The 25,045-nt window shown below is 62.9% G+C and carries 25 protein-coding genes; 14 read left to right on the top strand and 11 right to left on the bottom strand.

Features of this window, described 5'->3' with window-relative positions; all coding sequences use genetic code 11:
• The first annotated feature begins 175 nt into the window (after positions 1 to 175).
• Entirely contained in the window at positions 176 to 484 is a 309-nt protein-coding gene (locus VIK36_RS10070; protein WP_324645053.1) for a hypothetical protein, read from the top strand.
• A gap of 212 nt (positions 485 to 696) precedes the next feature.
• Here the strand turns inward: VIK36_RS10070 and VIK36_RS10065 are convergent, their stop codons facing one another.
• The 3 genes from VIK36_RS10065 to VIK36_RS10055 all read right to left on the bottom strand — a co-directional run bounded on the left by VIK36_RS10065 (position 697) and on the right by VIK36_RS10055 (position 4,018).
• Positions 697 to 1,542: an SDR family NAD(P)-dependent oxidoreductase gene (locus tag VIK36_RS10065; RefSeq protein WP_142073308.1), complete on the bottom strand. Its 846-nt coding sequence runs from the start codon at positions 1,540 to 1,542 to the stop codon at positions 697 to 699.
• A 177-nt stretch (positions 1,543 to 1,719) separates the two neighbouring features.
• Positions 1,720 to 3,171: an APC family permease gene (locus VIK36_RS10060; protein WP_324645052.1), complete on the bottom strand. Its 1,452-nt coding sequence runs from the start codon at positions 3,169 to 3,171 to the stop codon at positions 1,720 to 1,722.
• A gap of 49 nt (positions 3,172 to 3,220) precedes the next feature.
• On the bottom strand, positions 3,221 to 4,018 hold the full coding sequence (locus tag VIK36_RS10055; RefSeq protein ID WP_324645051.1) for a tyrosine-protein phosphatase: 798 nt from the start codon (positions 4,016 to 4,018) through the stop codon (positions 3,221 to 3,223).
• A gap of 218 nt (positions 4,019 to 4,236) precedes the next feature.
• On the opposite strand from VIK36_RS10055, the gene VIK36_RS10050 reads away from it, so the two are divergent.
• From VIK36_RS10050 to VIK36_RS10010, 9 genes are all read left to right on the top strand, one after another.
• The gene (locus VIK36_RS10050) at positions 4,237 to 4,851 is read left to right on the top strand and encodes a TetR/AcrR family transcriptional regulator (RefSeq protein ID WP_324645050.1); all 615 of its coding nucleotides are present in this window, start codon (positions 4,237 to 4,239) and stop codon (positions 4,849 to 4,851) included.
• A 37-nt stretch (positions 4,852 to 4,888) separates the two neighbouring features.
• A complete protein-coding gene (gene solA / locus VIK36_RS10045; protein ID WP_255175392.1) occupies positions 4,889 to 6,016 on the top strand; it encodes an N-methyl-L-tryptophan oxidase in 1,128 nt (375 codons plus the stop codon).
• A 142-nt stretch (positions 6,017 to 6,158) separates the two neighbouring features.
• Positions 6,159 to 7,112 (top strand): phosphotransferase, encoded by a 954-nt coding sequence (locus VIK36_RS10040; RefSeq protein ID WP_255175391.1) that lies wholly within the window; start codon positions 6,159 to 6,161, stop codon positions 7,110 to 7,112.
• A 95-nt stretch (positions 7,113 to 7,207) separates the two neighbouring features.
• Positions 7,208 to 7,606: a GlcG/HbpS family heme-binding protein gene (locus tag VIK36_RS10035; protein ID WP_255175390.1), complete on the top strand. Its 399-nt coding sequence runs from the start codon at positions 7,208 to 7,210 to the stop codon at positions 7,604 to 7,606.
• A 95-nt stretch (positions 7,607 to 7,701) separates the two neighbouring features.
• On the top strand, positions 7,702 to 9,042 hold the full coding sequence (locus VIK36_RS10030; protein ID WP_324645049.1) for an aspartate aminotransferase family protein: 1,341 nt from the start codon (positions 7,702 to 7,704) through the stop codon (positions 9,040 to 9,042).
• A gap of 51 nt (positions 9,043 to 9,093) precedes the next feature.
• A complete protein-coding gene (locus VIK36_RS10025) occupies positions 9,094 to 10,491 on the top strand; it encodes an aldehyde dehydrogenase family protein (protein ID WP_324645048.1) in 1,398 nt (465 codons plus the stop codon).
• Between the two features lie 93 nt (positions 10,492 to 10,584).
• Positions 10,585 to 10,836 (top strand): hypothetical protein, encoded by a 252-nt coding sequence (locus VIK36_RS10020; RefSeq protein WP_324645047.1) that lies wholly within the window; start codon positions 10,585 to 10,587, stop codon positions 10,834 to 10,836.
• A 45-nt stretch (positions 10,837 to 10,881) separates the two neighbouring features.
• Positions 10,882 to 11,982 (top strand): S-(hydroxymethyl)mycothiol dehydrogenase, encoded by a 1,101-nt coding sequence (locus VIK36_RS10015; RefSeq protein ID WP_324645046.1) that lies wholly within the window; start codon positions 10,882 to 10,884, stop codon positions 11,980 to 11,982.
• Positions 11,982 to 12,602 (top strand): MBL fold metallo-hydrolase, encoded by a 621-nt coding sequence (locus VIK36_RS10010; RefSeq protein ID WP_324645045.1) that lies wholly within the window; start codon positions 11,982 to 11,984, stop codon positions 12,600 to 12,602. Before VIK36_RS10015 ends, VIK36_RS10010 begins: the two co-directional genes overlap by 1 nt.
• A gap of 89 nt (positions 12,603 to 12,691) precedes the next feature.
• Here the strand turns inward: VIK36_RS10010 and VIK36_RS10005 are convergent, their stop codons facing one another.
• On the bottom strand, positions 12,692 to 13,690 hold the full coding sequence (locus VIK36_RS10005; protein ID WP_324645044.1) for an Lrp/AsnC family transcriptional regulator: 999 nt from the start codon (positions 13,688 to 13,690) through the stop codon (positions 12,692 to 12,694).
• A 156-nt stretch (positions 13,691 to 13,846) separates the two neighbouring features.
• Between VIK36_RS10005 and VIK36_RS10000 the strand changes: the two genes are divergently transcribed.
• Genes VIK36_RS10000 through VIK36_RS09990 form a run of 3 tightly spaced genes read left to right on the top strand, consistent with a single transcriptional unit; the run spans position 13,847 to position 17,113 of the window.
• A complete protein-coding gene (locus tag VIK36_RS10000; RefSeq protein ID WP_324645043.1) occupies positions 13,847 to 15,388 on the top strand; it encodes a carboxylesterase/lipase family protein in 1,542 nt (513 codons plus the stop codon).
• 13 nt (positions 15,389 to 15,401) lie between these two features.
• Positions 15,402 to 16,778, top strand: a complete 1,377-nt coding sequence (locus tag VIK36_RS09995; RefSeq protein WP_324645042.1) for an MFS transporter — start codon at positions 15,402 to 15,404, stop codon at positions 16,776 to 16,778.
• Positions 16,778 to 17,113, top strand: a complete 336-nt coding sequence (locus VIK36_RS09990) for a nuclear transport factor 2 family protein (protein WP_324645041.1) — start codon at positions 16,778 to 16,780, stop codon at positions 17,111 to 17,113. The genes VIK36_RS09995 and VIK36_RS09990 overlap by 1 nt, the downstream gene beginning before the upstream one ends.
• Positions 17,114 to 17,363: 250 nt before the next feature.
• Here the strand turns inward: VIK36_RS09990 and VIK36_RS09985 are convergent, their stop codons facing one another.
• The 5 genes from VIK36_RS09985 to VIK36_RS09965 form a co-directional block, all read right to left on the bottom strand.
• Positions 17,364 to 17,615 carry a hypothetical protein gene (locus VIK36_RS09985; protein WP_324645040.1) on the bottom strand — a complete coding sequence of 84 codons (252 nt, stop codon included), beginning with the start codon at positions 17,613 to 17,615 and terminating at the stop codon, positions 17,364 to 17,366.
• A gap of 160 nt (positions 17,616 to 17,775) precedes the next feature.
• Complete coding sequence (locus VIK36_RS09980) at positions 17,776 to 18,813, bottom strand: 2-keto-3-deoxygluconate permease (RefSeq protein WP_324645039.1); 1,038 nt, start codon at positions 18,811 to 18,813, stop codon at positions 17,776 to 17,778.
• 74 nt (positions 18,814 to 18,887) lie between these two features.
• Entirely contained in the window at positions 18,888 to 19,931 is a 1,044-nt protein-coding gene (locus tag VIK36_RS09975; RefSeq protein WP_324645038.1) for a zinc-dependent alcohol dehydrogenase, read from the bottom strand.
• 50 nt (positions 19,932 to 19,981) lie between these two features.
• On the bottom strand, positions 19,982 to 21,280 hold the full coding sequence (locus tag VIK36_RS09970) for a four-carbon acid sugar kinase family protein (RefSeq protein ID WP_324645037.1): 1,299 nt from the start codon (positions 21,278 to 21,280) through the stop codon (positions 19,982 to 19,984).
• A gap of 1 nt (position 21,281) precedes the next feature.
• A complete protein-coding gene (locus VIK36_RS09965) occupies positions 21,282 to 22,547 on the bottom strand; it encodes a RuBisCO large subunit C-terminal-like domain-containing protein (RefSeq protein ID WP_324645036.1) in 1,266 nt (421 codons plus the stop codon).
• Between the two features lie 270 nt (positions 22,548 to 22,817).
• On the opposite strand from VIK36_RS09965, the gene VIK36_RS09960 reads away from it, so the two are divergent.
• Positions 22,818 to 23,684: a GntR family transcriptional regulator gene (locus VIK36_RS09960; protein WP_324645035.1), complete on the top strand. Its 867-nt coding sequence runs from the start codon at positions 22,818 to 22,820 to the stop codon at positions 23,682 to 23,684.
• A gap of 681 nt (positions 23,685 to 24,365) precedes the next feature.
• Here the strand turns inward: VIK36_RS09960 and VIK36_RS09955 are convergent.
• Both VIK36_RS09955 and VIK36_RS09950 read right to left on the bottom strand, forming a co-directional pair.
• Positions 24,366 to 24,734 (bottom strand): type II toxin-antitoxin system death-on-curing family toxin, encoded by a 369-nt coding sequence (locus tag VIK36_RS09955; RefSeq protein ID WP_324645033.1) that lies wholly within the window; start codon positions 24,732 to 24,734, stop codon positions 24,366 to 24,368.
• On the bottom strand, positions 24,731 to 24,937 hold the full coding sequence (locus VIK36_RS09950; protein WP_246857432.1) for a ribbon-helix-helix protein, CopG family: 207 nt from the start codon (positions 24,935 to 24,937) through the stop codon (positions 24,731 to 24,733). The genes VIK36_RS09955 and VIK36_RS09950 overlap by 4 nt, the downstream gene beginning before the upstream one ends.
• Positions 24,938 to 25,045 lie beyond the last annotated feature (108 nt).

The raw sequence follows: 25,045 nt of genomic DNA, 5'->3' as shown, positions 1-25,045 counted from the left end.
ATGCAGAGGCGGGGCTGGCAGGCCCGGGCCCTCCCCAAGGCCCATGCCTGCCAGCCCATACCCGCATCATGGAACTGACGACGCGGCCGCTGATTCCGGCCGACATAGTGCGCGATATGGCGACGGACCGCATTGTCAGGGGCTGCTTTACCTGTAAGAAGCAAAAAGGACAGGGATGCTCAACGAACCGGCCGTAGGCCCTTCTACGCACCTGCCGGCGGACGCCGTGCACTCAATCGCGCCGTTTGTCCTCGAATACGCGACGAATGGAAGCGTGGGCTGGTTCACGGTGGAAGGGACGGGTATCTCTGACGCCATCGTCAGGGCGAGCGGAGCGGTACAGGGCTTGGAATGCATCCGGGCGGCCCTGCGGCAGGTCTCGGACAGGGAAGCCGGGTTTGGGGGCGGTTCAGTCCTCGCTCACTACACGCCGGGCAGTGGCTGGAAGAGCGCGACGGCAGGGTTGGAATGGCTCTTTCACTGATCCCGCGGTGCCCGCAGTCGCGGCGGGGCCGCGGATTCCGGCTCTGATTAACGTGATTCATTGCTGACGAGCGGGGCGTTCAGGTACCGGGCGAGGTTTTCACAGCCTTCGTCCATCACTTCCGTCGGCAGTATCATCGGATCCGAAGGGAAGAGTGTGGACAATGTCCACACTCCTTTTTCAAGTAACACCTGAAAGACGGACTGTAGCGCTTAGTCAGGAATTGCCTGCATCGCCGGGGTGGGTCCGTCTACGGCAGCGGTGCCGATACTGACACGGGGGTCGAAGGCGATGGCTCCGGGTTCGACCGCGATCAATCCCCCATCCACCGGGATCGTGGCTGCATTAACGTACGAGGCCTGATCGGAGAGCAGCCAGGCAATGACATCGGCGACCTCGGAGGACGCGGCCGGGCGCCGACTGGGGACGAACGCAGTGGCAAGGCTGTAGGCTTCCTCGCGATCGATGCCGCTGTGTTCAGCAAATTCGCCCATCTCCATATCCGCCATTTCCGTCCGGGTCCAGCCAGGACATACCGCGTTGGCGCGCACCCCGAGCGGTCCGTAATCGACCGCGATGGATTGCATCAACATGGCAAGGCCGGCCTTCGTGGCGTCGTAGCCCGCGATTCCAGCCGTCGCGCGAAGCGCTGCTGCTGAGGCCACCCCTACGATCGAGCCGCTGGCTTTGATCAGGTGCGGCAAGGCGGCACGGACTAGTAGGAAGGGCCCGGTGAGGTTGGTGCTGACCATGGCGTTCCAGTCTTCATCGGACAGCTCGCCGGCACTGCCGGCGCGGACAATTCCGGCATTCAGTACGAGGCCGTTAATAGCGCCGAATTGCTCCACGGTATCGGCGACCAGCCGTTCCATGTCGGAAGCGGAAGCAACATCCGCGACGACAGCGCGGGCTCCGGTCATGTCAGCGACTCGGCTTACAGCTTCTGGGCGGCGTCCGCAGACGACAACTTCCCACCCTTGGCCCCGGAGTGTTGCGGCAGTGGCGGCTCCTATTCCGGTTCCTCCGCCGGTAATAACTGCAACTGATTTGGGGGTCATTCTGATCTCCCGGTTCTGTTTCGAAGGTGTGTGCTTTCGCTTACTCGTGGAGGACTGATCGTCAGACTTCAAAGACGATGCGGGCATACCACTGGGCCACCTCGTGAAGACGTTGTGGTCCTGGAGGAAACGAATTACCGTGCTGCCGCCCGCGGAGGCGGCAGCACGCTAACCGTTTCAGATAACTTCTTTGGCGTAGTCGATGTCGCGCTTGCTCCTGCCGAATACCAGGCCGCCAAGCATCGCGGCAGGAATGAGGACGAGCAGCCACTTTGCTGCGGCGTTGTCAGGCCCGATGAGGGAGTCGTAGTTCTCGATCGTCACGTAGCCGATATAGGAGAGGATCACGGTGGAGAGGGTAGGTGCGATCTTCGTCGCCCAGATACTGGTGTTGTCCTTGGTCCGGACGAAGAACACGACTATGGATACGGACGCCACGATGAGGATGGTGATAAAGGCTGCCGTTGCCAGGGCGCTGAACCAGGCGAACACGACGGTCAGTGGGTCTGCGCCGAGGACGAGGAAGGTAACCACGACGATGCCGACGGCCACGCCGTTGGACAGGGCTGCGGTGGCGGGACTCCCCTCCTTGGAAACGGTGGCCAGCCTGGCCGGCAGTACTCCGGCACGGCTGAGGGCGAAAAGGTAGCGGGCGAACATGTTCATCAGGCCCAGCAGCATGGCGAGGTAGCTGGTCACGACGAGGACCTGCATGGCCATGCTCAAGACGCTCCCTCCGCTTTCCGAGGCGAGGTTGAAGATGAATCCTGCAGGGTCATCCGTTGCCGCCTGTTGGATGTTGTCCACCCCGATGGCCCCTCCGATAACCCAGATGGAGAGCGTGTAAAAAATTCCGACAAAGGCGATCACGGCGTAGAGTGCCCGCGGGATGGTCTTGCGGGGGTTGATTGCTTCTTCCGAGAACACCACGGTTGCTTCGAAGCTGGTGAAGCACAGGAAGGCGAACAGCAATGCAATGCCCAGGCCCGGGCTGAAGAGGTTCTCAGCGGTGAAGCCGGAGAATGTGAAGACTCCCGGCCCCTTGCTGGCAACGAGCACAATAACCAGAGCAGCAACAACGAGGGTTTCGCCGATGATGAGGACGGCCAAGAGTCGGATGCTCGTGTCGACGCCCCGCATGGTGAGTGCCGTGGTGATGACGAGCAACGCGACGATCCAGACGAGCGGGGGTACGGAGAGTCCCGTGATGCTCTCCAGCAACTGCCCGGCGAAGACGCCGAACTGTGACCACAGCCCGACCTGCAGGCTGAGGTACATCAGCAGCGCCAGACCAGCTCCTGCGGTGGCCCAGGGTGTACCGAGGCCTTTGGCGATGTAGGCGACGAAGCCGCCGGCGTTGGTGACATGCCTGCTCATGCGTAGGTATCCGACGGCGAAGAGTGCGATGAGCAGTGCGGCGATCGCGTAGATCAATGGGGCTGCAGGTCCAACCGCAGCAAAGACCACGGGACCGGTGCCGACGACAGCCGCCATGGGGGCCGCCGCTGCGATGACGAAGAAGGCGATGGCGAAGACACCGAGTTTATTTGAGCGGAGATGGCCTGCTTGCGGTTGGACAGGTGTGCTGGACGGCGTCGTTGCCGGCAACTCGCTGACATTATCAATCATGAATTTTCTCTTTCGGGCAGATAATGGCCGTAGCCGTGTTCGGGCTTCCTCAGACGAGGAGCCGTGCCTTGAGTTTGTTTGTGAGCGCCGGAGTGATGCCGAGTCCGTCTTCCAAGTAGGAGTGACGTGATCCCCAGGCGTGCTCCACGCTGTGCCATGCGGCTTCGAGGTACCCTTGCCGCGCTTCCAGCAAGGGTGTGATGACTGTTCGCAGGTGCTTGTCGATGCTGGTGACGCTGCCCGCTGAGTCTCTGATGAGGTATTGGTTCTCCGGTAATGAACTCTGAACGTAGTCTTCGAGGATCGCGGTTTCAGGTACCCCCAGGATGGTCAAAAGGATGGCTATTGCCCATCCGGTTCTGTCCTTCCCAGCCGAGCAGTGGACGACGACAGGCAGCTCAACTCGAGCCAATGACTGAAGGAAATTGGCAAATACCGGTGGGTTGCCTGCTATGTCACGGGCATAGAGCCGGTGCATTGCCTCTTCAGCCCGCACTGCCGTAAGGGCCCTGCCAAGCTCGCTCACGCGACCTTCGCGAACCGCAGACCACAGCCACGCGTCCCTGCTGTCTTTAGCCTGTAGTGGCGTTTGTACAGCCGTTAGCGCAGGCACGCAACGGTCTTCGGTTTCGGATTCCCAAGGACTTCGCAGATCCATGAAGTGCAGGCGTGCCGCCGCCAGCCTTTGACGATCCGGGGCTGTCGAGTATCCGAAGTGTCCACTCCGGTACACCAGGCCTTCAGCCACACGGGATCCTCCGTGCGCTGGCAGTCCCCCGAGGCTTCGGAAGTTCCGGACGCCCTCAAGGGAGTTAGGGCCAGCCAAGCCTGGTGTGACCTGTTTCATACATAAAAGGTAAACACTGAATGTTTCGTACTGCAATAGAACAAGTTAAATATTTGTTGCGTGACTAGTTCAAAACTTAGGCATAGTGTTCAATCTTTTCAACCGCTCCAGAGCGGCCGCGGACCCCCTCTTCAAAGTTTGCACAGACTGTTCACTTTTAGGATCCGATGTGCAATCATGTGAAGCAGATCCCCAGCACCCCACACGAAGGACCAGAAATGAGCGCCTCCAACAAGCCCCTCTCCCTTCGGGAACGAAACCGTATGAGAACCCGCGGCGACATCCTGGACACCGCAGCTGAGCTGCTGAGTTCGGAGGGGTACGCCTCTACCGCGCTCGAGGTTCTTAGCCAGCAGGCGGGTATTTCAAGGGGGACCATTTATGCTCACTTCCCCGGCGGAAGGGACGAAATTGTTCGCGAGGTGTATATGCGGATCGCCGACGCAGTGTACGTACGCGGCATCAGCCTGCGAGATCCCCTCACGGACCCCGCCGCAAGAATCACGGCGTTGGCCACCGCGCTGGTGGAGGCGACAAAGGAGCCCAAAGGCAGGTTCTACGGGGTGATGGGACCGGACCTGGTGTCGGCCCTCTCGGACGTCATGGGCTCGACTTCCCGCTCTTTCGAAGAGCTCATCGCGCGCGATCTGAAGGATGCCAAAGACAGAGGCACTTTGCCTGAGGACGCGCCCACCGAAGCCTTGGCCGCAACCATCACCGGGGCAATCCGCGCTGCCGGGGCTGCTGCTGCACGTAAGCCGGAGGACGCCGAGCCGGCCGTCACGGCTATCCGGCTACTCATGGACGGACTTCTAGTACGAGCCACTGTCTGACCCGCCAAGGGTTCGAAAACCACTAACGGAGGAATTTGTGTCAACACAACACTACGACGTCATCGTAATTGGACTGGGCCCCTGGGGCTCATCGGCGGCGTGGCACTTGGCAGCCCGCGGCAAGTCCGTGCTCGGCCTGGATAAGTTCGCACCGCCACACATGCACGGCTCGCACGGAGGCGCCACACGGCTGGCCCGGCAATCCAGCAGTGCAGGAGCCCAGTACACCACCTTCACAAAGCGGACCTTTGAGTTGTGGGACGAGTTGGCCGCGAAAACCGGGACCCGTCTGTTGGAACGTTCGGGAACTGTGTTCGTCGGCGAACCCGGATCAATGTGGTTCGACAAAACGGTGGCCTCCCTAGGCGCGTCCGATTTTGAGTACCACGCCCTTGACGCTTCGACAGCACGGAAGCGGTTCCCTTGGGCCACCATTGATGACGACGAAGTCGCCGTATGGGAGCCAAACGGCACCGTTGCCCTCGTTCACCCCGCCATCAAGGCCCTGCAGTCGGAGGCTCGCCGGCTCGGCGCAACCCTGCGCACGGGAGAAGCGGTTCAAGGCTGGGATGAGAGCGCTTCGGGCATCGTCGTGAGCACCGATCAGGGTAACTATTCAGCCGACAAGGTCGTCGTCACCGTGGGTGCCCGCGCCAACCATTTGATGCAACTGGATCTGCCCTACAAGGTGGACCGTCAGGTGCTGGCCAATTTCCGCCAGGACGGGCCACCGAAGCCGGCCATCTACTTCGCCAAGCCCCCGGGATCGGACGAGGCACCGGCTTACGGTTGCTCCGAGCCTAACGGTGAATGGAAGTTCTCTGTCCCCGGGAAGGGAAACTGGATCGATCCCGAGGACCTCAGCCAGGACCTCAGGCCCGGAGACCTCGAACGGATCCAGGAAGTCCTCAGCGCCAGGCTCCCGGACATCGACACCAACCCGGTATCTACCACCGTATGCATGTGGTCTGAGGTGGAGGACGGCCATTGGGTTATCGGTGGACACCCGGAGTCGTCCAATGTCGTCATCGGCACCGGAGACATGGGCCGAGGGTTCCGCTATGCAGCGGTTGTTGGTGAAATGCTGGCTGATCATGTCGACGGCATTTCCCGTCCCGAAACAAACCTGTTCCTGCCTTCACGCTTCGCCACAGCAAAGGCATAAACCGTGACACCGGCAGACGTCCTGACCGCACCGTTACAGAGCTTGTGGGAGCTCGTTAAACAGTGCGAACAGTGCAGCCAGGACCCCCTCCGACCCCAACACAGTGCACCTGCATTCGAACATCGAAGGACATCCAATCCTAATGACCATCGTCCCTGATACCGAAATCACCAGCATTAAGGCGGTGCTTTCGACGAACCCCGACTGGGGTGGCTGTCACGTCACCGCACATTCCCTCTCCGGCGGCCAGGCCCATAAGAACTACCTCGTCGAGGACGGTTCCCGTCGCTGCGTCGTCAAGCTCTGGAACAACTACTGGGAAACGGTAGGAGTTCTGCCCGCTGCCCACGTGGTTCTGGAAAACACGAGAATTGCCGCCGAGATCGGCGTAGGCGCGCCCGTCATAACAGTCTCAAACGAACCCTTGGCGCTGGCCCTCGACTTTGTTCCGGGAGGCCACCCGAGGCTAAGCGACGACGATGACTCCGTCACCCGACTCGTCCCTGCCCTTCACCGGCTTCATCACTCCGGCCGCCGCTTCCTCAACGACATCAACCCCTTCAACCTGGCCCGACAAAGGATGGAGGCCGCCAGAAGACAAGGTATCGAGCTGCCGCCCGGAACGTCAGCCATCCAGGCCCTGATGGACCGTCTGGAGACCGTCCTGGCCCTGGATCCTTCCCAGTTTGTTCCCTGCCATCTGGACATTTGGGATGCAAACATCATCAAGGACACCTCCTTAATGACCTACAACATTATCGACTGGGACCTCGCCGGCAACTCGGACCCGTGCTACGAGATCGGATTTATTGCAGCGCAAAACGGATTCGGGAAAGACAAGGCACAGGCACTCTTCGAAGCCTACTTCGGCAACACTGACCCAGTAAAAATGGCCCGCGCCAGGCTCTTCATGGCGGTGGCTCATTGGTCCAACAGCGGACTGTGGATCACCGCAATGGGCAACGCCGCACCCAACGACGACGCCGACTACGCAGGGGAACTGCGTACCTGTTGGGAAGGGTTGATCACTGAAATAACAGCCCCTGACTTCCCCGACTTAATAAAGGCAGCCGCAAAACCGGCAGCTCTCGTCTAACAAAACCCCCGCGCGCGTTAGCACCTAACCAGGGCTGGCTCTACGCCAGTCAATACAACTACGCCCTTAAACAGGAAAAGATTTCGGAGCAACAGATGAACGACATCACGCAGCAAGAAGCACACAAGATAGTTGAAGCAGCACGAGAGGCAGCCCTGTCCTCGGAAACCCTGATGAACATTGCCGTGGTAGACGCCGGCGGAAACCTCAAGGCCTTCACCCGCATGGACGGTGCGTGGCTCGGCAGTATCGACATCGCCATCAAAAAGGCACGCACGGCCCGTTACTTCGACATGCCCACCGGAGACATCGGCTCCATCTCGCAGCCCGGCGGACCGCTGTTCAACATCGAAGTATCCAATGGCGGCCTGATCTCCTTTCCCGGAGGCATCCCACTGACCAAAGACGGGGTCACCATCGGCGCCATCGGTGTCAGCGGCAGCACCGTGGAAAACGACCACCTGGTCGCTACTGCCGGCGCCAACGCCCTCTAACCGGTTGCCAGGGCCGGCCATCGACCGTCCGACCCCGGCAACACCCACCGACTCATGTTCCGGACTCAAATCCGCACCAACGGCCAAGGACAGCAATGACACTCGAAACAGCCACAGAACCGGCGCCCGACGCGCGCCTTCAGGAAAGCCTCATTGACCGCCGCGAACGCACCATCGGGCGCCACTCCCCGCTGTTCTATGCCACTCCCCTGGAAATCGTGGCCGGCGAAGGCGTGTGGGTCCACGACGCCACCGGCAAGACCTACCTTGATGTCTACAACAACGTTCCCCACGTCGGACACTCCAACCCTGTCGTCCGCGAAGCAATCACAGCCCAGCTTCAGACCGTCAACCTCCACACGAGGTACCTCAACTCCCGCGTCGTTGAGTACGCCGAAAAGCTGCTGGCGCTCTTCGATTCCCCCTTGGAGCGGGCATTTTTCACCAACAGCGGATCCGAAGCAAACGAGCTGGCCCTGCGAATCGCACGGCAACACACCGGCAACACCGGCATCCTTATCTCGGACCACAGCTACCACGGCAACACAACCACCCTCGCCGAACTGACCACCGGCCTCCAGGTCAAAGAACCCCTCGGCGCCCACGTACGCCCCCTTCGTATTCCGGACGCAGCAGGGCTGACACCGGCTAAACGAAAGCGCCTCCTCCAGGAAGCGCTGCGCGACGTCGACGCAGCCATCTCCTCGCTCCAGGCCGAAGGCTACGGAGTCTCAGCCATCCTGTATGACCCGCTGTTCTCAACCGAAGGACTCCTGCAGACCCCCGACGGCTACATCGAGGCAGTCACCGACCGGGTCCGGGCCGCCGGCGGACTGATCATCGCGGACGAGGTCCAGTCAGGTTTCGGACGGACCGGCAACCACATGTGGGGCCACCAGGCTTTCGGCACCACCCCTGATCTGGTGACACTTGGCAAGCCGATGGGCAACGGCCACCCCGTAGGCGGCGTCATCACCACACACGCACTGATGGAGGAATTCGGGGAAAACAACACCTACTTCAACACATTTGCTGGAAACCCCGTCTCGTCCGCAGCCGGTCTTGCTGTGCTGCAGGTCATGGAAGAGAACGGGCTTGTTGAAAATGCGCACCAACTCGGCAAGTTCATCGCTGACGAACTCGCAGCCCTCGCCAAGGGCAACCCCAGGATCAAGAGCGTACGCGGCCGGGGCCTCTTCTTTGGCCTGGAGATCGTCAATCCCGACGATGCGACGCCGGACCCTGCCGCCACCAAGGCACTCACGGAAGAGATGCGTTCCCGCGGCGTTCTCATCGGAAAGATCGGTCGCCACGAAAACGTCCTCAAAATGAGGCCACCGCTCGTCTTCGAACTCAAGGACGCCCAACACATGATCGAGCAACTCCGCCTGTCACTGGCAACCCTCAATAGCCCAACTGATCAAAACCAACGGTGACCATCCGGATTCACCCGGAACAACAACTAACCACTCAATGAGGAGAATGCCATGAACACCACACCCGTCCTGACCGAGGGCTCCGTTGCTGCCCGGACCATCTTCAATCCCGCCACCGGTGAACCCGTCGGCGAAGCGCCCGTCCACACAGTCGCGGACCTGCAGCGCGCCATCGACGTGGCCGTTGACGCCCAACCGGCGTGGGCCACACTCGGTCACGAGGCACGGTCCGCCGCACTGATGAAGGCCGCCGACGCCATCGAAGACCGCGCGGAAGAACTCGCCCAGCTGCTCTCCCGCGAGCAAGGCAAACCGCTGAACGGCCCCAACGCCCGCTTCGAAGTCGGCGCCTGCGCCGCCTGGCTCCGCGCCGCCGCCGGGACACCGCTCGAAGCAGAAACCCTGGTCGATGACGGTGAAACCCGTGCCGAACTGCACTACCGGCCCATCGGCGTCGTCGGGGCCATCGGACCATGGAACTGGCCCATGATGATCACCGTCTGGCAGGTCGCCCCCGCACTGAGAATGGGCAACGCCGTAGTGGTCAAACCCTCCGAATACACCCCGCTCAGCGTGCTTGCCCTCGTCGAAACCATCAACGAAGCCCTGCCTGAAGGGCTCCTCACCGTGGTCTCCGGCGGCCGCGACGTCGGCGAAGCCCTCGCCTCCCACCCCGCCATCGGGAAGATCATGTTCACCGGCTCCACCGCAACGGGCAAAGCGATCATCAAATCCTCCGCGGACACCGTCAAGCGGCTCACCCTGGAACTGGGAGGAAACGACGCCGGCATCGTCCTGCCCGACGCCGACCCGAAGGCCATCGCCGAAGGTCTGTTCTGGGGTGCCTTCATCAACACCGGCCAAACCTGCGCTGCCCTGAAACGCCTCTACGTCCACGACGACATCTACGACGCCGTCTGCGACGAACTCACCAACGTGGCCAAGGCCATGCCAATGGGTAACGGCCTGGACGAAAACAACGTCCTGGGACCGCTGCAGAACAAGGCACAGTACGAGATCGTCGCGAACCTCGTGGAGGCCGCCAAAGCCTCCGGTGCCCGCGTCCTCCTCGGCGGAAACCCGGACACTGACCAGCCCGGCTACTTCTACCCCACCACCCTCGTGGCCGACATCGACAACGACAACCCGCTCGTCGCCGAAGAACAATTCGGCCCCGCCCTGCCCATCATCCGCTACAGCACCATCGACGAAGCAATCGAGAAAGCCAACGCCCTCGACGTCGGCCTCGGCGCCTCCGTCTGGTCCTCAGACCCGGCAACGGCACGTGACGTCGCAACGCGCATCCAGGCAGGCACCGTATGGATCAACAAACACGGCGCCGTCGACCCACGTATCCCTTTCGGCGGCGCAAAACAATCCGGCTACGGGCTCGAATTCGGCGTCGAAGGACTCAAACACCTCGGCGTGCCCCAGGTCATCAACGGCTGAAACACCACTGACCGGTGGGGGCACCGCCGCGAGCGGTGCCCCCACCGCGGAAGGCCAAGGCTGAGGGCCACCTGCTTGATACAGCTACCGGTAGTGCCAAGCGATATTGCGGAGGATTCCATGAACCGCCACACCCATGCAGTTGAAGTAGAGGACTGGTCCATTCTCCAGGCCGGCGACAGGGTCGCCGTTTCAGAAGACCTCTTCTACCAGGACGGGCTCCAAGTAGAAGAAACAGCAGCAGACATCGGCGTGATCTGGGTCCGCAGACTCTCCAGTGGTGACCGCCAACTCCTCAGCGTCGGGACCCACAGAATCTGGCATCTCGGCACCAGAAACATCTGATCCGCCGGTTCAACAGCAAGAACACAAACGAAGGAACACAGCCTCATGGCCCATACAGTCCAAGCAGTAGTGGTTAAGGAAAAGAACGCCCCGGTGTCGCTGGAGACCATCCTGGTGCCGGACCCGGGCCCGGGCGAGGCCCTGGTGGACATCCTGACCTGCGGCGTCTGCCACACCGACCTGCACTACAAACAGGGCGGCATCGGCGATGATTTCCCGTACCTGCTGGGCCACGAGGCCACCGGCGTTGTCAGCGCCGTCGGCCCGGACGTCACCTCGGTGGCCCCCGGCGACCGCGTCATCCTGAACTGGCGCGCCGTGTGCGGCGAGTGCCGGGCGTGCGCCAAGGGCCAGCCGCAGTACTGCTTCAACACCCACAACGCCACCCAGAAAATGACCCTTGAGGACGGCACGGTCCTCTCTCCCGCCCTGGGCATCGGTGCCTTCGCTGAAAAGACGCTGGTGGCCGCGGGGCAGTGCACCAAGGTGGACCCCGACGTCGACGCCGCGGCGGTGGGCCTGCTGGGCTGCGGCATCATGGCCGGCATCGGTGCCGCGATCAACACCGGCGAGGTCAAGCGCGGCGAGTCCGTGGCAGTGATCGGCTGCGGCGGCGTGGGCATCGCCGCGATCGCCGGCGCGAAGTTGGCGGGTGCGACGACGATCATCGCCGTTGACATCGACGACAACAAGATCGGGATGGCCAAGTCCCTCGGCGCCACCCATGGCGTGAACTCCAAGCAGGAGGACGCGGTGGAGGCCATCCGCGCCCTCACCGGAGGCAACGGCGCCGACGTGGTGATTGACGCCGTCGGCCGTCCCGAAACGTACAAGCAGGCGTTCTACGCCCGCGACCTTGCCGGCCGCGTGGTCCTGGTGGGCGTGCCGACGCCGGAGATGACGCTGGAACTGCCGCTGCTGGATGTCTTTGGCCGCGGCGGATCGCTGAAGTCCTCCTGGTACGGCGACTGCCTGCCCTCCCGGGACTTCCCCATGCTCGTCTCGCACTACAAGCAGGGCAACCTGGACCTGGACGCGTTCGTCTCCGAACGCATCACCATCGACCAGGTGGAGGAAGCCTTCGGCAAAATGCACGAAGGCAAGGTCCTGCGTTCCGTAGTTGAAGTCAGCCCGGTGCAGATCTGATGGCCGTCACCATTGAGAACCTGGTCACCTCGGGCACGTTCTCGCTCGACGGCGGCACCTGGGATGTGGACAACAACGTCTGGATCGTGGGCAACGACGAGGAATGCGTCATCATCGACGCTCCCCACGACGCCGCCGCGATCATCAACCAGGTCCGCAGCCGCAAGGTCAAGGCCATCCTGCTGACCCACGCGCACAACGACCACATCGGTGCCGCCCGGGAGGTCGCAGACGCCCTGGGCGCTCCGGTCCTCCTGAACCAGGAGGACCTGGTGCTGTGGGAGCAGGTCTACCCTGACGCCAAGCCGGACCGCTACCACTCCGACGGGGACGTGTTCGAGGTGGGCGGGGCAACGCTGAAGGCGATCCACACGCCCGGCCACTCCCCGGGATCCACCTGCTTCTACCTCGAAAGCGAAGGGACAGTGTTCACCGGGGACACGCTGTTCAACGGCGGCCCGGGTGCCACCGGCCGGTCCTACAGCGACTACCCCACCATCCTGACCTCCATCCGCGAACGCCTGCTGACGCTCCCGGCTCAGACGGTGGTCCGCACCGGCCACGGCGACAACACCACCATCGCCGCAGAGCAGGAAACGCTGGCGAAGGTCCCCCAGTAGCGGCAGGAACAACGCAATAAGCCAGTGAAAAGCGAGCCGTGAACATCCGGCGCGCGCTTTTCAAAGACACCGCGAGGGCGACCCACGCGTCAGGAGCTGTACCCGCCGAGGTCTTCGCCGAACGACAGTGCCATTGTTCCGCTGCGTTTTAGGGCGTCTACCACCACGGCCGGCTCGATGGCCTGGGCCCGGGCGGCCCATTCTGAGCCTTTCAGGTATGTGGAAAGTGCGGCGCGGCTGGGAAAGACGGCATCGACAACAAGCTGGAAGTCACCGGCGAGGACCGCGGCGTACCGGACTGACGGGGAAGGAAGCATTTCCGCTTCCACGCGGTCCAGTTCCGGAAACGGCACTTTGACCCACAGCAGCACCTCTACCGGCAATCCGAGCAGCGCAGGCTCGAAGACTGCACGGATGAACAGTGTCCCCTCGCGCCGCATCCGCTCCACCCTGCGCTGGGTCGTCTGCACCGAGAGTCCCGTGATGCGCGCCAGTTCCTCGTAACTGGCGCGGCCATCGCGTTCCAGTGCCCTGAGAAGTTGCCGGTCCTCTTTGCCCAGTTGCTCCACGTGTTCCAGGGCGGTCGGTGCCTCCGAGTAGCGGGTTCCGCCCATCACCTCAATTTCTTCCGGCGTCAGGACGCCGGGATTCCACTGGTGCATCGTTCTGGGATAGCTGAGGACGGGATACGTGGCGGCCGATCTAACGCCCGGGATGCTCCCTATGTCCCGGATCAACAGTTCTGCAAACTTGGAAGCAGGGCTGGAAAGCTCCGCCGCGCAATCCGCGGAACCGGTGAGGATGTAGGTGTACAAGGTCTCCGGCCGCCGCGCGAGGGCGGCAGCGGCGATGCCGGCCGCGCCGGGATTGCAGGCAACCTTCAGCACAAACTGTTCCAGATGCCTGAAGCGGCTCGGATTGGGCAACGCGCGTATCCGCACCCGCCCGTCCCGTAGGAGCTCGGAGCCCCTCCGCGCCACCGTCCGTTCAGCCTCGCCCAATGCCGCGGCCACTTTCGACCATGAAGCGCGCCCGTCAACCTGCAGGGCGCCGACAATCCGTTGGTCGAGCTCGTCCAGCACATCCATGTCCCGCTCCCTGTCACGACGTCGTCGTCACCTCCGATTCTAGACTTCCCGCCACACTTTTGGCTGATTCTTCCACTTATCTCGAAAGCGTTGCCGGAAACACGTGACGCAGCACACGATTGTTGACGAAATCAACACCGACCGAAGGAAAAAGCAATGACAGAGACTGTGGCAACTACGCGTCAGGGGGCAGTACGCGGCGTCATCAAGGACGGCACCATCAGCTGGCGCGGGATCCGGTACGCCTCTCCCCCGACGGGGCCCCTGCGGTGGCTGGCTCCCCAGCCACCAGAGCATTGGGAGGGCATCCTGGATGTGGACCGGTTTCCCACGCGCGCCCCGCAAGTGCTCGCCACCGAGCTCGTCCCGCCTGGCGGAGCAACACCGTCGGACGATGACTCGCCCATGGGTGAGGACTGCCTCTTCCTCAACATCACCGCACAGGCCCAACCGACGGACTCGCCCTGCCCGGTTCTGGTCTGGTTCCACGGCGGCGGATACACCTGGGGATCAGGAGCCAACTTCATCGGCGACGGGACGGCCCTAGCCCTCGAAGGCATCATCGTGGTCACCGTCAACTACCGGCTGGGGGCCCTCGGCTTCCTGAAGCTGGACCACCTCCTTGGAGAGCAGTACGTCTCGTCGGCAAACGCAGGGTTGCTGGACCAGATCGCTGCGCTGAAATGGGTCCGGGACAACGTGGCCGCATTCGGGGGCGATCCTTCGCGCATCACCATCGCCGGCGTTTCCGCCGGGGCCAAAAGTGTGGCTAATCTGATGGCCTCACCAATGGCCGAAGGTCTGTTCCAGCGCGGAATTATCCAAAGTGGCGGTGAGCATCTCAACACCCCGGACACCGCTGAACAGGTCACCGCCGGGCTGCTTCGCACCCTGGGCCTTAGCCCGGCGAACGCAGCAGAGCTCCTGACAATGCCCGTTGACGTCATCCTCGCCGCGCAGCAGGAGATTGCCGCCGGGGTCCGGGCAACCTGGGTCTGGCGCCCAACCGTTGATGGGAAAGTCCTCCCCGAAGCCCCCGTCCACGCCTTCGCCAAGGGCCTTGCCAAGGGGATCAACATCATGGCCGGCGTGACAGCCAACGAGGCCGGGAGCTACGACCTCGCCGACCCGAGTGCATCGGAACAGTCACCACGCGTTCTCCGTGAAATCTTTGGCGACGAAGGGGAGCAAGTGCTGGACACCTACCGACGCACATTCCCGGGGGCGGACGAGCGCCAACTTCACTGCGCTGTCCTGGCGGACGAACGGTACGGCATCCCCACCATTCGGCTTCTCGACAGCCAGTCCGACAATGCGTCCTGCTGGCGCTACCGCTTCGATGCCCCCAGCCCCGGCTACCCAAAGGAGAAGTGGGGGTTCCATGGAGCCGATGTTCCCTTCGTGTGGGACATTGGACTCGAAGGGGCAGATCCGGCATTACAGACTCTGGCATCAGGAATCCGGCAGGCGTGGACAAGCTTCATCCACCACGGAAAACCCGAAAGCGCCGATCTGCCCTTCTGGCCGGAATACCGGCAAACAGAACGGTGGACAATGTTGCTGGACACCACCACAACAGTGGTCCCGGACCCCCGGCAGCAACAACGGCAGGCATGGGAAACGGCAAAGTGGCAGCCCGACACCTGGTGGGAATTTCCCGCCCTGCACCCAACCAACACCACCACCACCGACGAGTGAAAGAGTCCGTACAATGACGTACACCCACAACAACGCCTCTGAAGGCACGGGGGACCTGCCGACGACCCTCTACAAAAAGCTTGCCTGGCGAATCCTGCCCCTGGCCTCCATCTGCTACGCCGTGGCCATCATCGACCGGGTCAATATCGGCTTCGCCAAACTGGAGATGAGTGCCGACATCGGGCTCTCGGCGGCAGCCTACGGCCTCGGCGCGGGCATCTTCTTCCTCGCCTATATCTTCTTTGAAGTGCCCAGCAACATGATCCTCGAACGGGTCGGCGCAAAAGTATGGATCGCCCGCATCATGGTCACCTGGGGCGTCGTCACCATCGCTACCGGCTTCGTCCAAAACACTGAACAGTTCTACACTGCCCGGATCTTCCTAGGCATCGCAGAAGCGGGCTTTTACCCAGGCATGGTCTACTTCCTGTCCCAGTGGTTCCCACGAAAACGCGTCGCCCAGGCCCTGGCACTGCTGGTCATCGCAGGACCCATCGGCAGCATGTTCGTCGGCCCCCTGTCCGGCTGGGTCATGTCCAGCCTGGGGGGACTCGCCGGTATGGCAGGCTGGCAGTGGCTCTTCATAATCCAGGGCATCCCGGCCGCCCTCCTTGGCATTATCTTCTTCTTTTCCGTCACCAGCACGCCGAAGGACGCCGCCTGGCTTACCACGGAGGAAAAGGTTGCCATCGCGGCAAGCCTCGGCCCCGCCGGCGCACGTGAAAAGGCCTCAAAACAGTTCAAGAAGGCCGTCACCAACAAAAGGATTTGGCTTCTCGGCTTTATCCTGGCAGCCAACTACATTGGCATCTACGCCGTCGTGTTCTGGATACCCACCATCATCAAAAACACCGGAGTGACCGATGTCATGACGATCGGGTACCTGTCCTCGGTCCCGTTCGCAGTCGCTGTCGTGGCGACCATCGCCCTTGGCATCTACTGCGACCGCAGCCAGGCACACCGGCGGGTACTGGTCACGGGCATGGTACTGGCCGCACTGGGACTCGTCGCCAGCGTGGCCACCGGCGACCAGCTGGCCCCCACCCTTATCGGCATCTCACTTGCCAGTGCGCTCTTCACCGCAACCGGCCCCATCATCTGGGCAGTCACCAACCTCCAGCTCAAGGGCATGACGGCGGCCGCCGCAGGCATCGCGCTGATCAACACCGTGGGATCCATAGGGTCCTTCCTTGGCCCCTACGTCATGGGGCTCGGCCAGGACTGGACCGGCAATGTCATCGTTCCCCTCCTGTTCATCGCAGGCGTGGCGGTAGCCGGGGCACTGGCTGCCCTTGCCATCCCCAGCACCCGGACGAACCCGGAACACATCGACGAAGGGCGTGACACCGCCCTGGAACCGGCACCTCAAGGGAAAGCAGGTGTCCAGTAGTGAGCACCCTTTCCGAGACAGTCCGGACCGTGATGGCGGCCTACAACAACGGGAACCCGGAACCCCTGATTTCCACTTTCCACGACGACGTTCAATACACCATCGTCGAACTCGACAGGACATACCGAGGCCTCAAGGAAGTCAGCGCCCTGGCCCGCAAGGGGGCGGGACAAACCCGGTTTCACCTGCAGGAAGTCACATCGCACGGGCCGTTGATCGCCTTCACCTATGACCACCACAACCCTCTTGCCGGAATGAGCTACCACGGCCCAGGACTGGCCGTCCAAAAGTACGACGACGGGCGGCTGCTCGCACAATGGGCTTATAGAGCCTGAAAACCAAACAAAGGACGACGGCGGGATTCCCGCCGTCGTCCTTTGCCATCCTGATCACTGTTATCGCAGCAGCCCCGAGCAAATAGGCCCGAAGACCTGCTGCTGTCAAGCAAACTTAGGGAATACGGGCCCATCCGCAGGCAGTACGAGTCGATCCGCGGCCGTAAGTGTGGACAGTCTCCACACCTCCAAATCGGGGTGATAGTGACGTGCTGGGGCTGACGGAATCTTCACTGCGGGAGGTGGAAGGCTAGCCAAGCTGTTTGTGTATGGCTGATCCGTCGCCGTGGAAGATCAGGATTCGGCTGTGGCCGTCGATCCAGACCCAGAAGTAGCTGGCATCCTCACTGATTTCGTCTACAATGCCGTGTTCGGGTGCGAATCCACTCCTTTTGACGATGATTCTGTCGCCGGGGTTGAGGTGTATCCAGTTGTGATAGCTCAGGGGGTGGGCTCCGGCTGTGACCGTTGGCAGATCGGCCATTTGTAGTTCGGCAATCATCGTTGCTCCTTTCGTAAGTTGCTTCCAGCATGTCGCGGTGCTTCGGTTCGGACGCTTCAGGACCTGGCTGCCACATTGGCCGGCAGCGTTCCTTGGCGAGTACGGATATAGGGAAACGGGGCGTGCATTGTGCACGCCCCGTCCATTTCCTTTAGTACTGCTAGGTCAGTTCTGGGGTACTCCCTACATGCTTCGGGGCTGGGGGCTCCTGCTCGGGGGCGTTGACTTCGCTGTCCTGGAGACGGGCCTTTTTCTGAAGCCGCTTTGCCCATGCTGAGGTCACGATCGGGCAGAGCACAGCGGAGACGACGACTGATGCTGCGACGAGGACGGTGGCGTGGTCAGCGGCCGGGGCGTAGACGGGGTTGGCTGTGGCGATGATGGCAGGGACAAGCGCTGCGTTGCCGGCTGTGGTTGCTGCCGCGAGGCCGGCTACGCCGTCGCCGCCGGTGAGTTTGTCGGCGAGGAGCAGCACTGCTCCGCCGACGAAGACCACGAACAGGCCGAGGGCGATGCCGAGCAGACCCGCTTCTACGACGGCGTTGAGGTTGATGGTCAGGCCGAGGGCTAGTCCCAGGAACGGCACCATGGCCGGTACCAGCGGGGCCAGGAGATGCCGCATGTTTTTATCGAGGTTCCCGAGGAGCATGCCCAGTGCCAGCGGGAGGATGGCGCCGACGAGTGCCTGCCAGGGGAATGCGGACAGGCCGGCGATGCCCAGGGTGACCATGGTCAGGAATGGGCCGGATTCCAGGGACAGGATGGAGTAGGCGCCGGCGTCGCGTTTGCGGCCGAACTGGCCCATGAGGGAGATGTAGAGCCCGCCGTTGGTGTCGTTCAGGGCAGCGACGAGTGCGAGGGTGGACAGGCCGGCGAGAATTCCGGAGTCGATGGGGGCCTCGCCGAGGAAACGGCCGGCGATGACGCCGATGAGGATCGCGAAGAGGATTTTTGAGCCGAGGAGCACTCCGCCCTTTTTGAGGATGTAGGGCGTGGATTTGACCTCGAGTGTGGCGCCGAGGCAAACGAAGAACACGGCCAGCAGCGGAGCCAGGCCGGTGAAGAAGGCCCCTGTGAAGGAGCCAAAGAACTTACCTGCGTCCGGGGCCAGGGTATGAATGACGGCACCGATGCCGAGGGGCACCAGCATCATCCCGCCGGGGACCTTATCCAGAGCTTTCTTGATGGGAATCGACATTGATTTCTCCTATGAATGGCTGGGGGTGCTTGGGTCCGCGCGTTCCGGGGCGGGTGCGCGGTTGGGGGGTGTGTTTAGCCCAGGCCCGGGATGAGCAGGACTTTGCAGGCATCGCCGGTGAGCAGTTCGACGGCTTCGTCGATGTCGCTGAGCTTCTTGCGGTGGGTGATGAGCCAGTCCAGGTCCAGCTTCCCGGAATCGAGGAGCAGCAGGCTTTGTTCCCAGGTCTCCCAGAGGCGGCGTCCGAAGATGCCGCGCAGGGTGATGCCTTTTTTGTTGATGTAGGCGGCGATGTCGACTTCTGCGGGCCGGCTGGGGTGTCCGACGGTGATGACGGTGGCTTCGCGGCGGACGGCCTCGAACAGTGTTGCCAGGGTGCCGGGGGCTCCTGAGCATTCAAAGGCGACGTCGAAGCCGCCGCGGCGGCCGGTCAGTTCGCGGCAACGGTCCACGATGCCGTCGTTCGGGTGCAGGGCAGTCGCTCCGAGCTTTTCGGCCTGGGCCCGGCGGTAGGGGTTGGGGTCGACGGCGATGACGTGGGAGGCGCCCATGAGCAGTGCCAGGTTCACGACGACGAGTCCGACCGGGCCTGCGCCGCTGACGAGCACTGCCCGGCCTGCGACGGAGTAGTTGGCGCGCTGGATGGCGTGGACGGCGACGCCGGCGGCTTCGAGCAGGGCCCCGGATTCGAGGGACAGGCCGGTGGGGAGCTTGACGCAGATGTCCTGCGGGACGGCGGCGTATTCGGCGAAGACACCGTCGATGTGCATGCCGAGGATGCCGGTGCGTTCGCAGGTATGGGCGTCGCCGGTGCGGCAGGGGAAGCACTGCCCGCAGGTCAGGTGGCTTTCGAGGGCGACCTGGTCACCGACGTTTAGGCCGGTGACGCCGGGGCCGACCTCGACGATGGTTCCTGCGCCTTCGTGGCCGAGGATGACCGGGAGGTTGAGGTTAAAGGCCTGGGCTGAGGGGGTCCATTCGTAGAGTTCGCGGTCGGTGCCGCACAGGGAGGCCGCGCCGACTTCGATGACGACGGAACCTTCTGTTGCCTTGGGGTCGCCGGCGTCGGTGACGTAAGTGACGCCTCGTTCGGCTGCGTTTTTGACTACTGCCCGCATGGGGGCCGCCTTTCGTTGGTTCTTGATGCGTGGAAGAAAAGTTTGGGGTGTTAGCTGGGGAGCTGGCCGGCGAAGCCGCGCAGGATGTCGGTGGGTCCGACCTGTCCGCCTTTGAGCAACAGCCGGCATCCGCCGACGGCGGAGGCACCATCGGCGCGAAGGATGGGGCCGGCGGTGACGAACTGGTCGGAGACCCGCAGTTGGCGGACGCCCATGGCGATGAGGGCGTGGCTGGAGGTATCGCCGCCACAGACGGCGATGTCCCGGGTGAGTCCGGCATCGGCCATGCGGGCGGCAAGGCCGCCGATCAAGGTGCCGACGTAGCCGGCGTCCACCGGTTTACCGGCTTCGTAGCGGGGATCCGCCGCGCCCCTCGTGGTGTGGACGACGACGTTCCTGCCTGCCCGGAGTGCAGCGGAGACCTGTTCGTCGAGGGTTGCCACCAGCGTGCTGTCATCGCGCTGCAGCAGCTCGGCAGGGACCGGGACGTCCTCCCAGCCATGGGAGATGGCGTCGTTGATCTGCTCCGCTGTGGTGCTGGAGGCTGAGGCGCTGACGGCCAGTACCGGTCCCGAGGGCTTCTGCGGGCCGGGGTTGCGTGCGGCCTGCTCCGAGATGGACCGGGCCAGCGCGGCCATGATGCCACCGGATCCGACCACGATCGAGGGACCGTGACCGTGTTCCTCGCGGGTGAGCGCTTCTGCGACGGCGTCCATGTGGTGTTCGTCGACGGCGTCGACCACGAAGGCCTGCGCCCCGGGTTCCCGCCGCCGGTCCGCCCAGGCGTCCTTGAAGGTTCCGTCGTCATAAGCCGGCAGATGGATGGCCCCCGGTACCTTGTCGCCGCCGAGCTGTTCGGCCAGGACCTGACGCAGGTCCGCTTCGGACATGGGCGTGGAAGGGTGGCGGGACATGACCGGGTGACGGTCCAGACGGTAGATCTGGCCGGCGTAGGTTGCGTAGTGGTTGCTGAAAGCGGTGTATCGGCCGAAAGCGGGTTGGGCTGGCACTACCGGGATTGGTCCGTGCAGCGGGAACTGCTCGTGGAGCAGTTGGATACCGCGGCCGATGCTCCCGATGGTGGTGGAGCTGTCGAAGGTGGAGCAGACCTTGTAGAGCAGTACCTCCAGGTTCAGCGTGGCGATGCCTGCAAGGTCGCGGGTGACAAGGTTGTCGAAGGCTGTGCCGGACAGGGAACGGGCCGGCCCGGCGAACCCGACGACGTCGGTGTCCGTGGGCAGTGGGGCGTCCCCGATGACCAGCGCGGCTTCGAGCCCATAACGGTGGGCTTGGGCGAGGACATCGGCGGCTCCGGTGAGGTCGTCGGCGACGAAACCGAAAGCGGGCATCTCAGGCACCTTTCGCAAATGTCTGGACTGCGTGCAGGAGAGCCTCGTCCCCCGTGTGGGCGAGCGTGTCCGCTGCGCTCTGCAGCGGCACTCCGTCTACGGCTGCTTCCCAGGCCTGGCGAAGGCTCTGGACCCCGGCTCCTGGTCCGTCCGGGTGGGCAGCGACCCCGCCTCCGGCAAGCATCATCAGGTCGGTGGATCCTACTGCTTCGAATGTGGGCCCCGGGGTGGTGACGTTCTGCCCGGACGACAACACGGGCAGCGGTGCGATGGTCTGTCCGAGAGGGGCGAGCAGGCTGCGGATGTTAGAGGCCACTTCTTCGTCGAGTTCGTAGAACTTGCTGCCCAGTCCGCTGGCGTGCAGGTGGTCGGCGCCGGCCAGGCGGGCCATTTGCTGCCAGACCTGGTAATCCATGCCGAGGGCCTTGGACCTCATGGAGGCCGCGAGACCGGCCCGGTGGCCGTGGATGGGAACCTCGGCGAAGCTGCGCAGCATTGCCAGGGCGGGCAGCCCCATGACAGGGATGTTCAGCATTACGCAGCGGCCGCCGGCCTCGACGACCAGGTCGTGGCGTTTTTGCAGGCCTGCGAGGTCACCGGTGATGTTGAAGGCGTACATGGTTGAGTGGCCGGTGACCTGCTCGGCGGCCCGGATCTCTTCGGTGGCGACTGCGACCCTGCGTTCCAGCGGCAGATAGGCCGGGTCAGTCATGAGTTCATCGTCCTTGATCAGGTCGATGGACGCCATGGCCAGGTCCCGGACAACCAGTCGGAATTCCTCTTCGGAAAGCCCGACGTTGGGCTTGACGATGGTGCCGACCAGGACGCCCTGGACGTCGCTGATGAGTTTGCGGGTCCCCTCGATACCGAAGGCGGGGCCGGGGTGGGCGGCGATGAAGTCCTCCGGCAGCTGGATGTCCTGAAGGCGGCAGGCGTATAGGTCGCCGAGTTCGAAGAGATTGCCTGCGATGGCTGTCTGCAGCGTTGCCAGGTCGGTGCCGACGTTCTCCATGGGGAAATCAACGGTGACCAGTGCTGCGCGGACCTTTTCCGGGTTCGCCCGTGATGGCAGGGAGGGGCGGCAAAAGCCGAGTTCCTGGACATCCGATATCCGTGCGGCGTGCCGTTCCCGGATCCGGGCGGATTCGCCCGGCACGGGCAGGAAGGTGCCGCTCGACTGTTCGCCGGCCATGATGGCGGCGGCCTTTTCCGGGTCAATTTCAGATTCTAGATAGTAGGTGCAACGCACCGAGCGCGGGTCACGCATGGAACTCTCCAATGTGGGGTTTTGAAACTTACGTATCCGACTGTCACCTGCAGGTACTTTCACTTCGCTCACGCGCCGATGCCGGCTCAAGCAGGTGACTCGGGACTTCGCTTCACGGCATCTTCTGTGATTCGGGAACAAAGTTGTACGTACCTTTGATACGTACAATAATAGGTGGTGCGGATCACGTCAAGGCCGCCCCACCACACTGAACCGCCGCCGCGCAACCAACGTGAGGGCTAAGATGTGCACAGCGACAGAGGAGCCAATGTGAGCGTGGAATCAACAGAGTCAGCGGCGGAGCAGGCGGGACGCAGCAGCCCTCTGAACCGGGAAGGCGGGGGCCCTCTCCACGCCCAAATCCGGGACATCCTGCACCGGCAAATCGTGGACATGGGACTTTCCCCAGGCTCTTCGCTACCCACCGAAGAGGAACTGCAAAGACAGTTCGGCGTCTCCCGCAGCGTGGTACGCCAGGCGTTGTCCGGCCTCGCTGACCTGGGCCTGATTCGCCGCCAGCGCGGCCGCGGCAGCGTCGTAGCCGCTACACCAGTCCTCCGCCGGCATGTCCAGCGCGCGGGTGGCCTGGACGAACAGGCCGCAGCACACGGCCAGCGCCTGCGCACCCACGTCCTCACCGTGGAACCGGCCGAGCCTCCCCTGGCCGGCATCGAGGCCCTCAACACCACCAACACCTGGAAAATCGAACGGGTCCGCTACCTCGACGACCTTCCCGTGGCATTCATGCGGACCTGGGTCCCTCGCGACTTCTTCCCGCACTTCACCGTCGAACTGCTGGAAGATGCGTCTCTGTTGAGCCTGATGCGGGACCACGGCTACCACCCCGCCGGCGGACCCCGCCAAGTACAGGCAGTCTCAGCGGATACCGACGTGGCCGGGAAGCTCAACATCAACACGCGCGAACCGCTGCTGCTGCTTCAAGGCGTTACCCGCGACGCTCTCGGCCATGGCCTCGAGTGGTTCAACGTCTGGCACAGCCCCAACACGGTTTTCGATGTCGACGCACAAGTTACAACCCAGCCCGGAGGCGTCTCCCAAGAGCACATCCGCCGCCTTCGGACCCTGACCCAGCAACTGGAATCTGAACTATCAGATCTTGAGCGAGGGGCACACTAAAGGCTGCGATGCCGCCGCACAGAGTCACCTCTTGGCGGAAACGTTGAAATCCGACACCCCGCGGGAGCGCAACTGCCCAACAAACAAAGTTGCGGGATACTTGCCGCGCCTCGCGCCCGTGTGTACCAATTCCCGCGGTTTCGAGACTCTTGGGGCGCAGGCTTCAACGGGCGCTTCATTCTCCGTGCCGGTCTTCTGCGTGTCGCCGACGCGACGCTCCAGTGCACCCGGAACCGAATGCAGCTCAAACGCGACGACGGCCTGGGCTTGAGGTGCCTGAAAGCGTGTCGCAACACGGCGCTTGTGCCAGCGACCTCTATCGCCTCCAGAAAAGGCCTAGTCATGCACCACACATCGGACCGGCAGCCAGAAAGCTACGGCACGTTGCAGAGTCGGCGGCAGCATGCAGCCCTACACGGGGCGGCCGGATGCTACTTATCAATGTCGGGCGGACACCCGAAGCGGGAAAATGTTAAGCTTCGTCAACACTACTGGGGCCAATAGGCACTTGACCTGGGAAAACACTGTGCCCGAGGTGGGACTCGAACCGTATTCCGGGCCTTGAGAACCCTAGGCTCCCGCGAGAACATGCGGAATTCGAAGAAGTCCGGCAGCTGTAAGAGGCAGTACGAGACGAAAAGTGTGAACATTGTCCACACGCCATTTTCGGGGGGTGAAGGACTACCGGGGCACTAGATGCCTGGAAATTTCGGCGGCGGAGTCCAGCAAGTCGATGGTGCCCGCGGCGACTCCGACGACGAGGTCGAAGCCCTCCTCCGTGGTGAAGGCATGCCGGTAACCGTTGACCCAGAGCAACAACACCATGAGCGTCCACGCCGTCCGTTTGTTCCCATCAATGAGTGGATGGAACCACGCGACCGACTCCAACAACGCGGCCGCCTTCACCGCCAGTTCCGGATAAGCATCCGCACCCATGACAGTCGTAGCCGGCCTGGCCAACGCCGAGGCCAACAACCCGACATCACAGATATGGAACCCGTACCGATCAACTACCTGAAGTGCATCCTCAATGTCCAGGTACGCCGTCACGCGTCCTCAAGGCGCTTCAGCAACTCCGCGTCATGACTCACAACAAAATCAAGCCCAGCGCTGATCTCACGCCGCCGCGCATGGCGCTGCAGAACCAGTTCTGCCCCCTGCAACAGAAGCGCGGACTTGGACGTGTGTTCCTCGGCGGCCAACTTCTCCAGCCGCCGATCGAGGTCTTCAGGGACACGGAGATTCATAGCCATGTCACCATGGTACCAAAACGGTACTGACACCTCAGCAGGCGGCACGCGCCTTCGATTCAAGTCCCGAGCTCAAGGGGCGGGAGCACCGGGATGAAGTTCGCTGCCCGA

The sequence above is a fragment of the Pseudarthrobacter sp. LT1 genome, assembly GCF_035621795.1.
In the GTDB taxonomy this organism is placed as follows: domain Bacteria; phylum Actinomycetota; class Actinomycetes; order Actinomycetales; family Micrococcaceae; genus Arthrobacter.
This window is presented reverse-complemented; position numbering and strand designations above follow the sequence as displayed.

Bases quoted from the DNA above. Each gene is read 5' to 3' on its own strand.
- VIK36_RS10070 (WP_324645053.1), top strand. From the start codon at position 176: ATGCTCAACGAACCGGCCGTAGGCCCTTCTACGCACCTGCCGGCGGAC.
- VIK36_RS10065 (WP_142073308.1), bottom strand. From the start codon at position 1,542: ATGACCCCCAAATCAGTTGCAGTTATTACCGGCGGAGGAACCGGAATA.
- VIK36_RS10060 (WP_324645052.1), bottom strand. From the start codon at position 3,171: ATGATTGATAATGTCAGCGAGTTGCCGGCAACGACGCCGTCCAGCACA.
- VIK36_RS10055 (WP_324645051.1), bottom strand. From the start codon at position 4,018: ATGAAACAGGTCACACCAGGCTTGGCTGGCCCTAACTCCCTTGAGGGC.
- VIK36_RS10050 (WP_324645050.1), top strand. From the start codon at position 4,237: ATGAGCGCCTCCAACAAGCCCCTCTCCCTTCGGGAACGAAACCGTATG.
- VIK36_RS10040 (WP_255175391.1), top strand. From the start codon at position 6,159: ATGACCATCGTCCCTGATACCGAAATCACCAGCATTAAGGCGGTGCTT.
- VIK36_RS10035 (WP_255175390.1), top strand. From the start codon at position 7,208: ATGAACGACATCACGCAGCAAGAAGCACACAAGATAGTTGAAGCAGCA.
- VIK36_RS10030 (WP_324645049.1), top strand. From the start codon at position 7,702: ATGACACTCGAAACAGCCACAGAACCGGCGCCCGACGCGCGCCTTCAG.
- VIK36_RS10025 (WP_324645048.1), top strand. From the start codon at position 9,094: ATGAACACCACACCCGTCCTGACCGAGGGCTCCGTTGCTGCCCGGACC.
- VIK36_RS10015 (WP_324645046.1), top strand. From the start codon at position 10,882: ATGGCCCATACAGTCCAAGCAGTAGTGGTTAAGGAAAAGAACGCCCCG.
- VIK36_RS10010 (WP_324645045.1), top strand. From the start codon at position 11,982: ATGGCCGTCACCATTGAGAACCTGGTCACCTCGGGCACGTTCTCGCTC.
- VIK36_RS10005 (WP_324645044.1), bottom strand. From the start codon at position 13,690: ATGGATGTGCTGGACGAGCTCGACCAACGGATTGTCGGCGCCCTGCAG.
- VIK36_RS10000 (WP_324645043.1), top strand. From the start codon at position 13,847: ATGACAGAGACTGTGGCAACTACGCGTCAGGGGGCAGTACGCGGCGTC.
- VIK36_RS09995 (WP_324645042.1), top strand. From the start codon at position 15,402: ATGACGTACACCCACAACAACGCCTCTGAAGGCACGGGGGACCTGCCG.
- VIK36_RS09985 (WP_324645040.1), bottom strand. From the start codon at position 17,615: ATGATTGCCGAACTACAAATGGCCGATCTGCCAACGGTCACAGCCGGA.
- VIK36_RS09980 (WP_324645039.1), bottom strand. From the start codon at position 18,813: ATGTCGATTCCCATCAAGAAAGCTCTGGATAAGGTCCCCGGCGGGATG.
- VIK36_RS09975 (WP_324645038.1), bottom strand. From the start codon at position 19,931: ATGCGGGCAGTAGTCAAAAACGCAGCCGAACGAGGCGTCACTTACGTC.
- VIK36_RS09970 (WP_324645037.1), bottom strand. From the start codon at position 21,280: ATGCCCGCTTTCGGTTTCGTCGCCGACGACCTCACCGGAGCCGCCGAT.
- VIK36_RS09965 (WP_324645036.1), bottom strand. From the start codon at position 22,547: ATGCGTGACCCGCGCTCGGTGCGTTGCACCTACTATCTAGAATCTGAA.
- VIK36_RS09950 (WP_246857432.1), bottom strand. From the start codon at position 24,937: ATGGCTATGAATCTCCGTGTCCCTGAAGACCTCGATCGGCGGCTGGAG.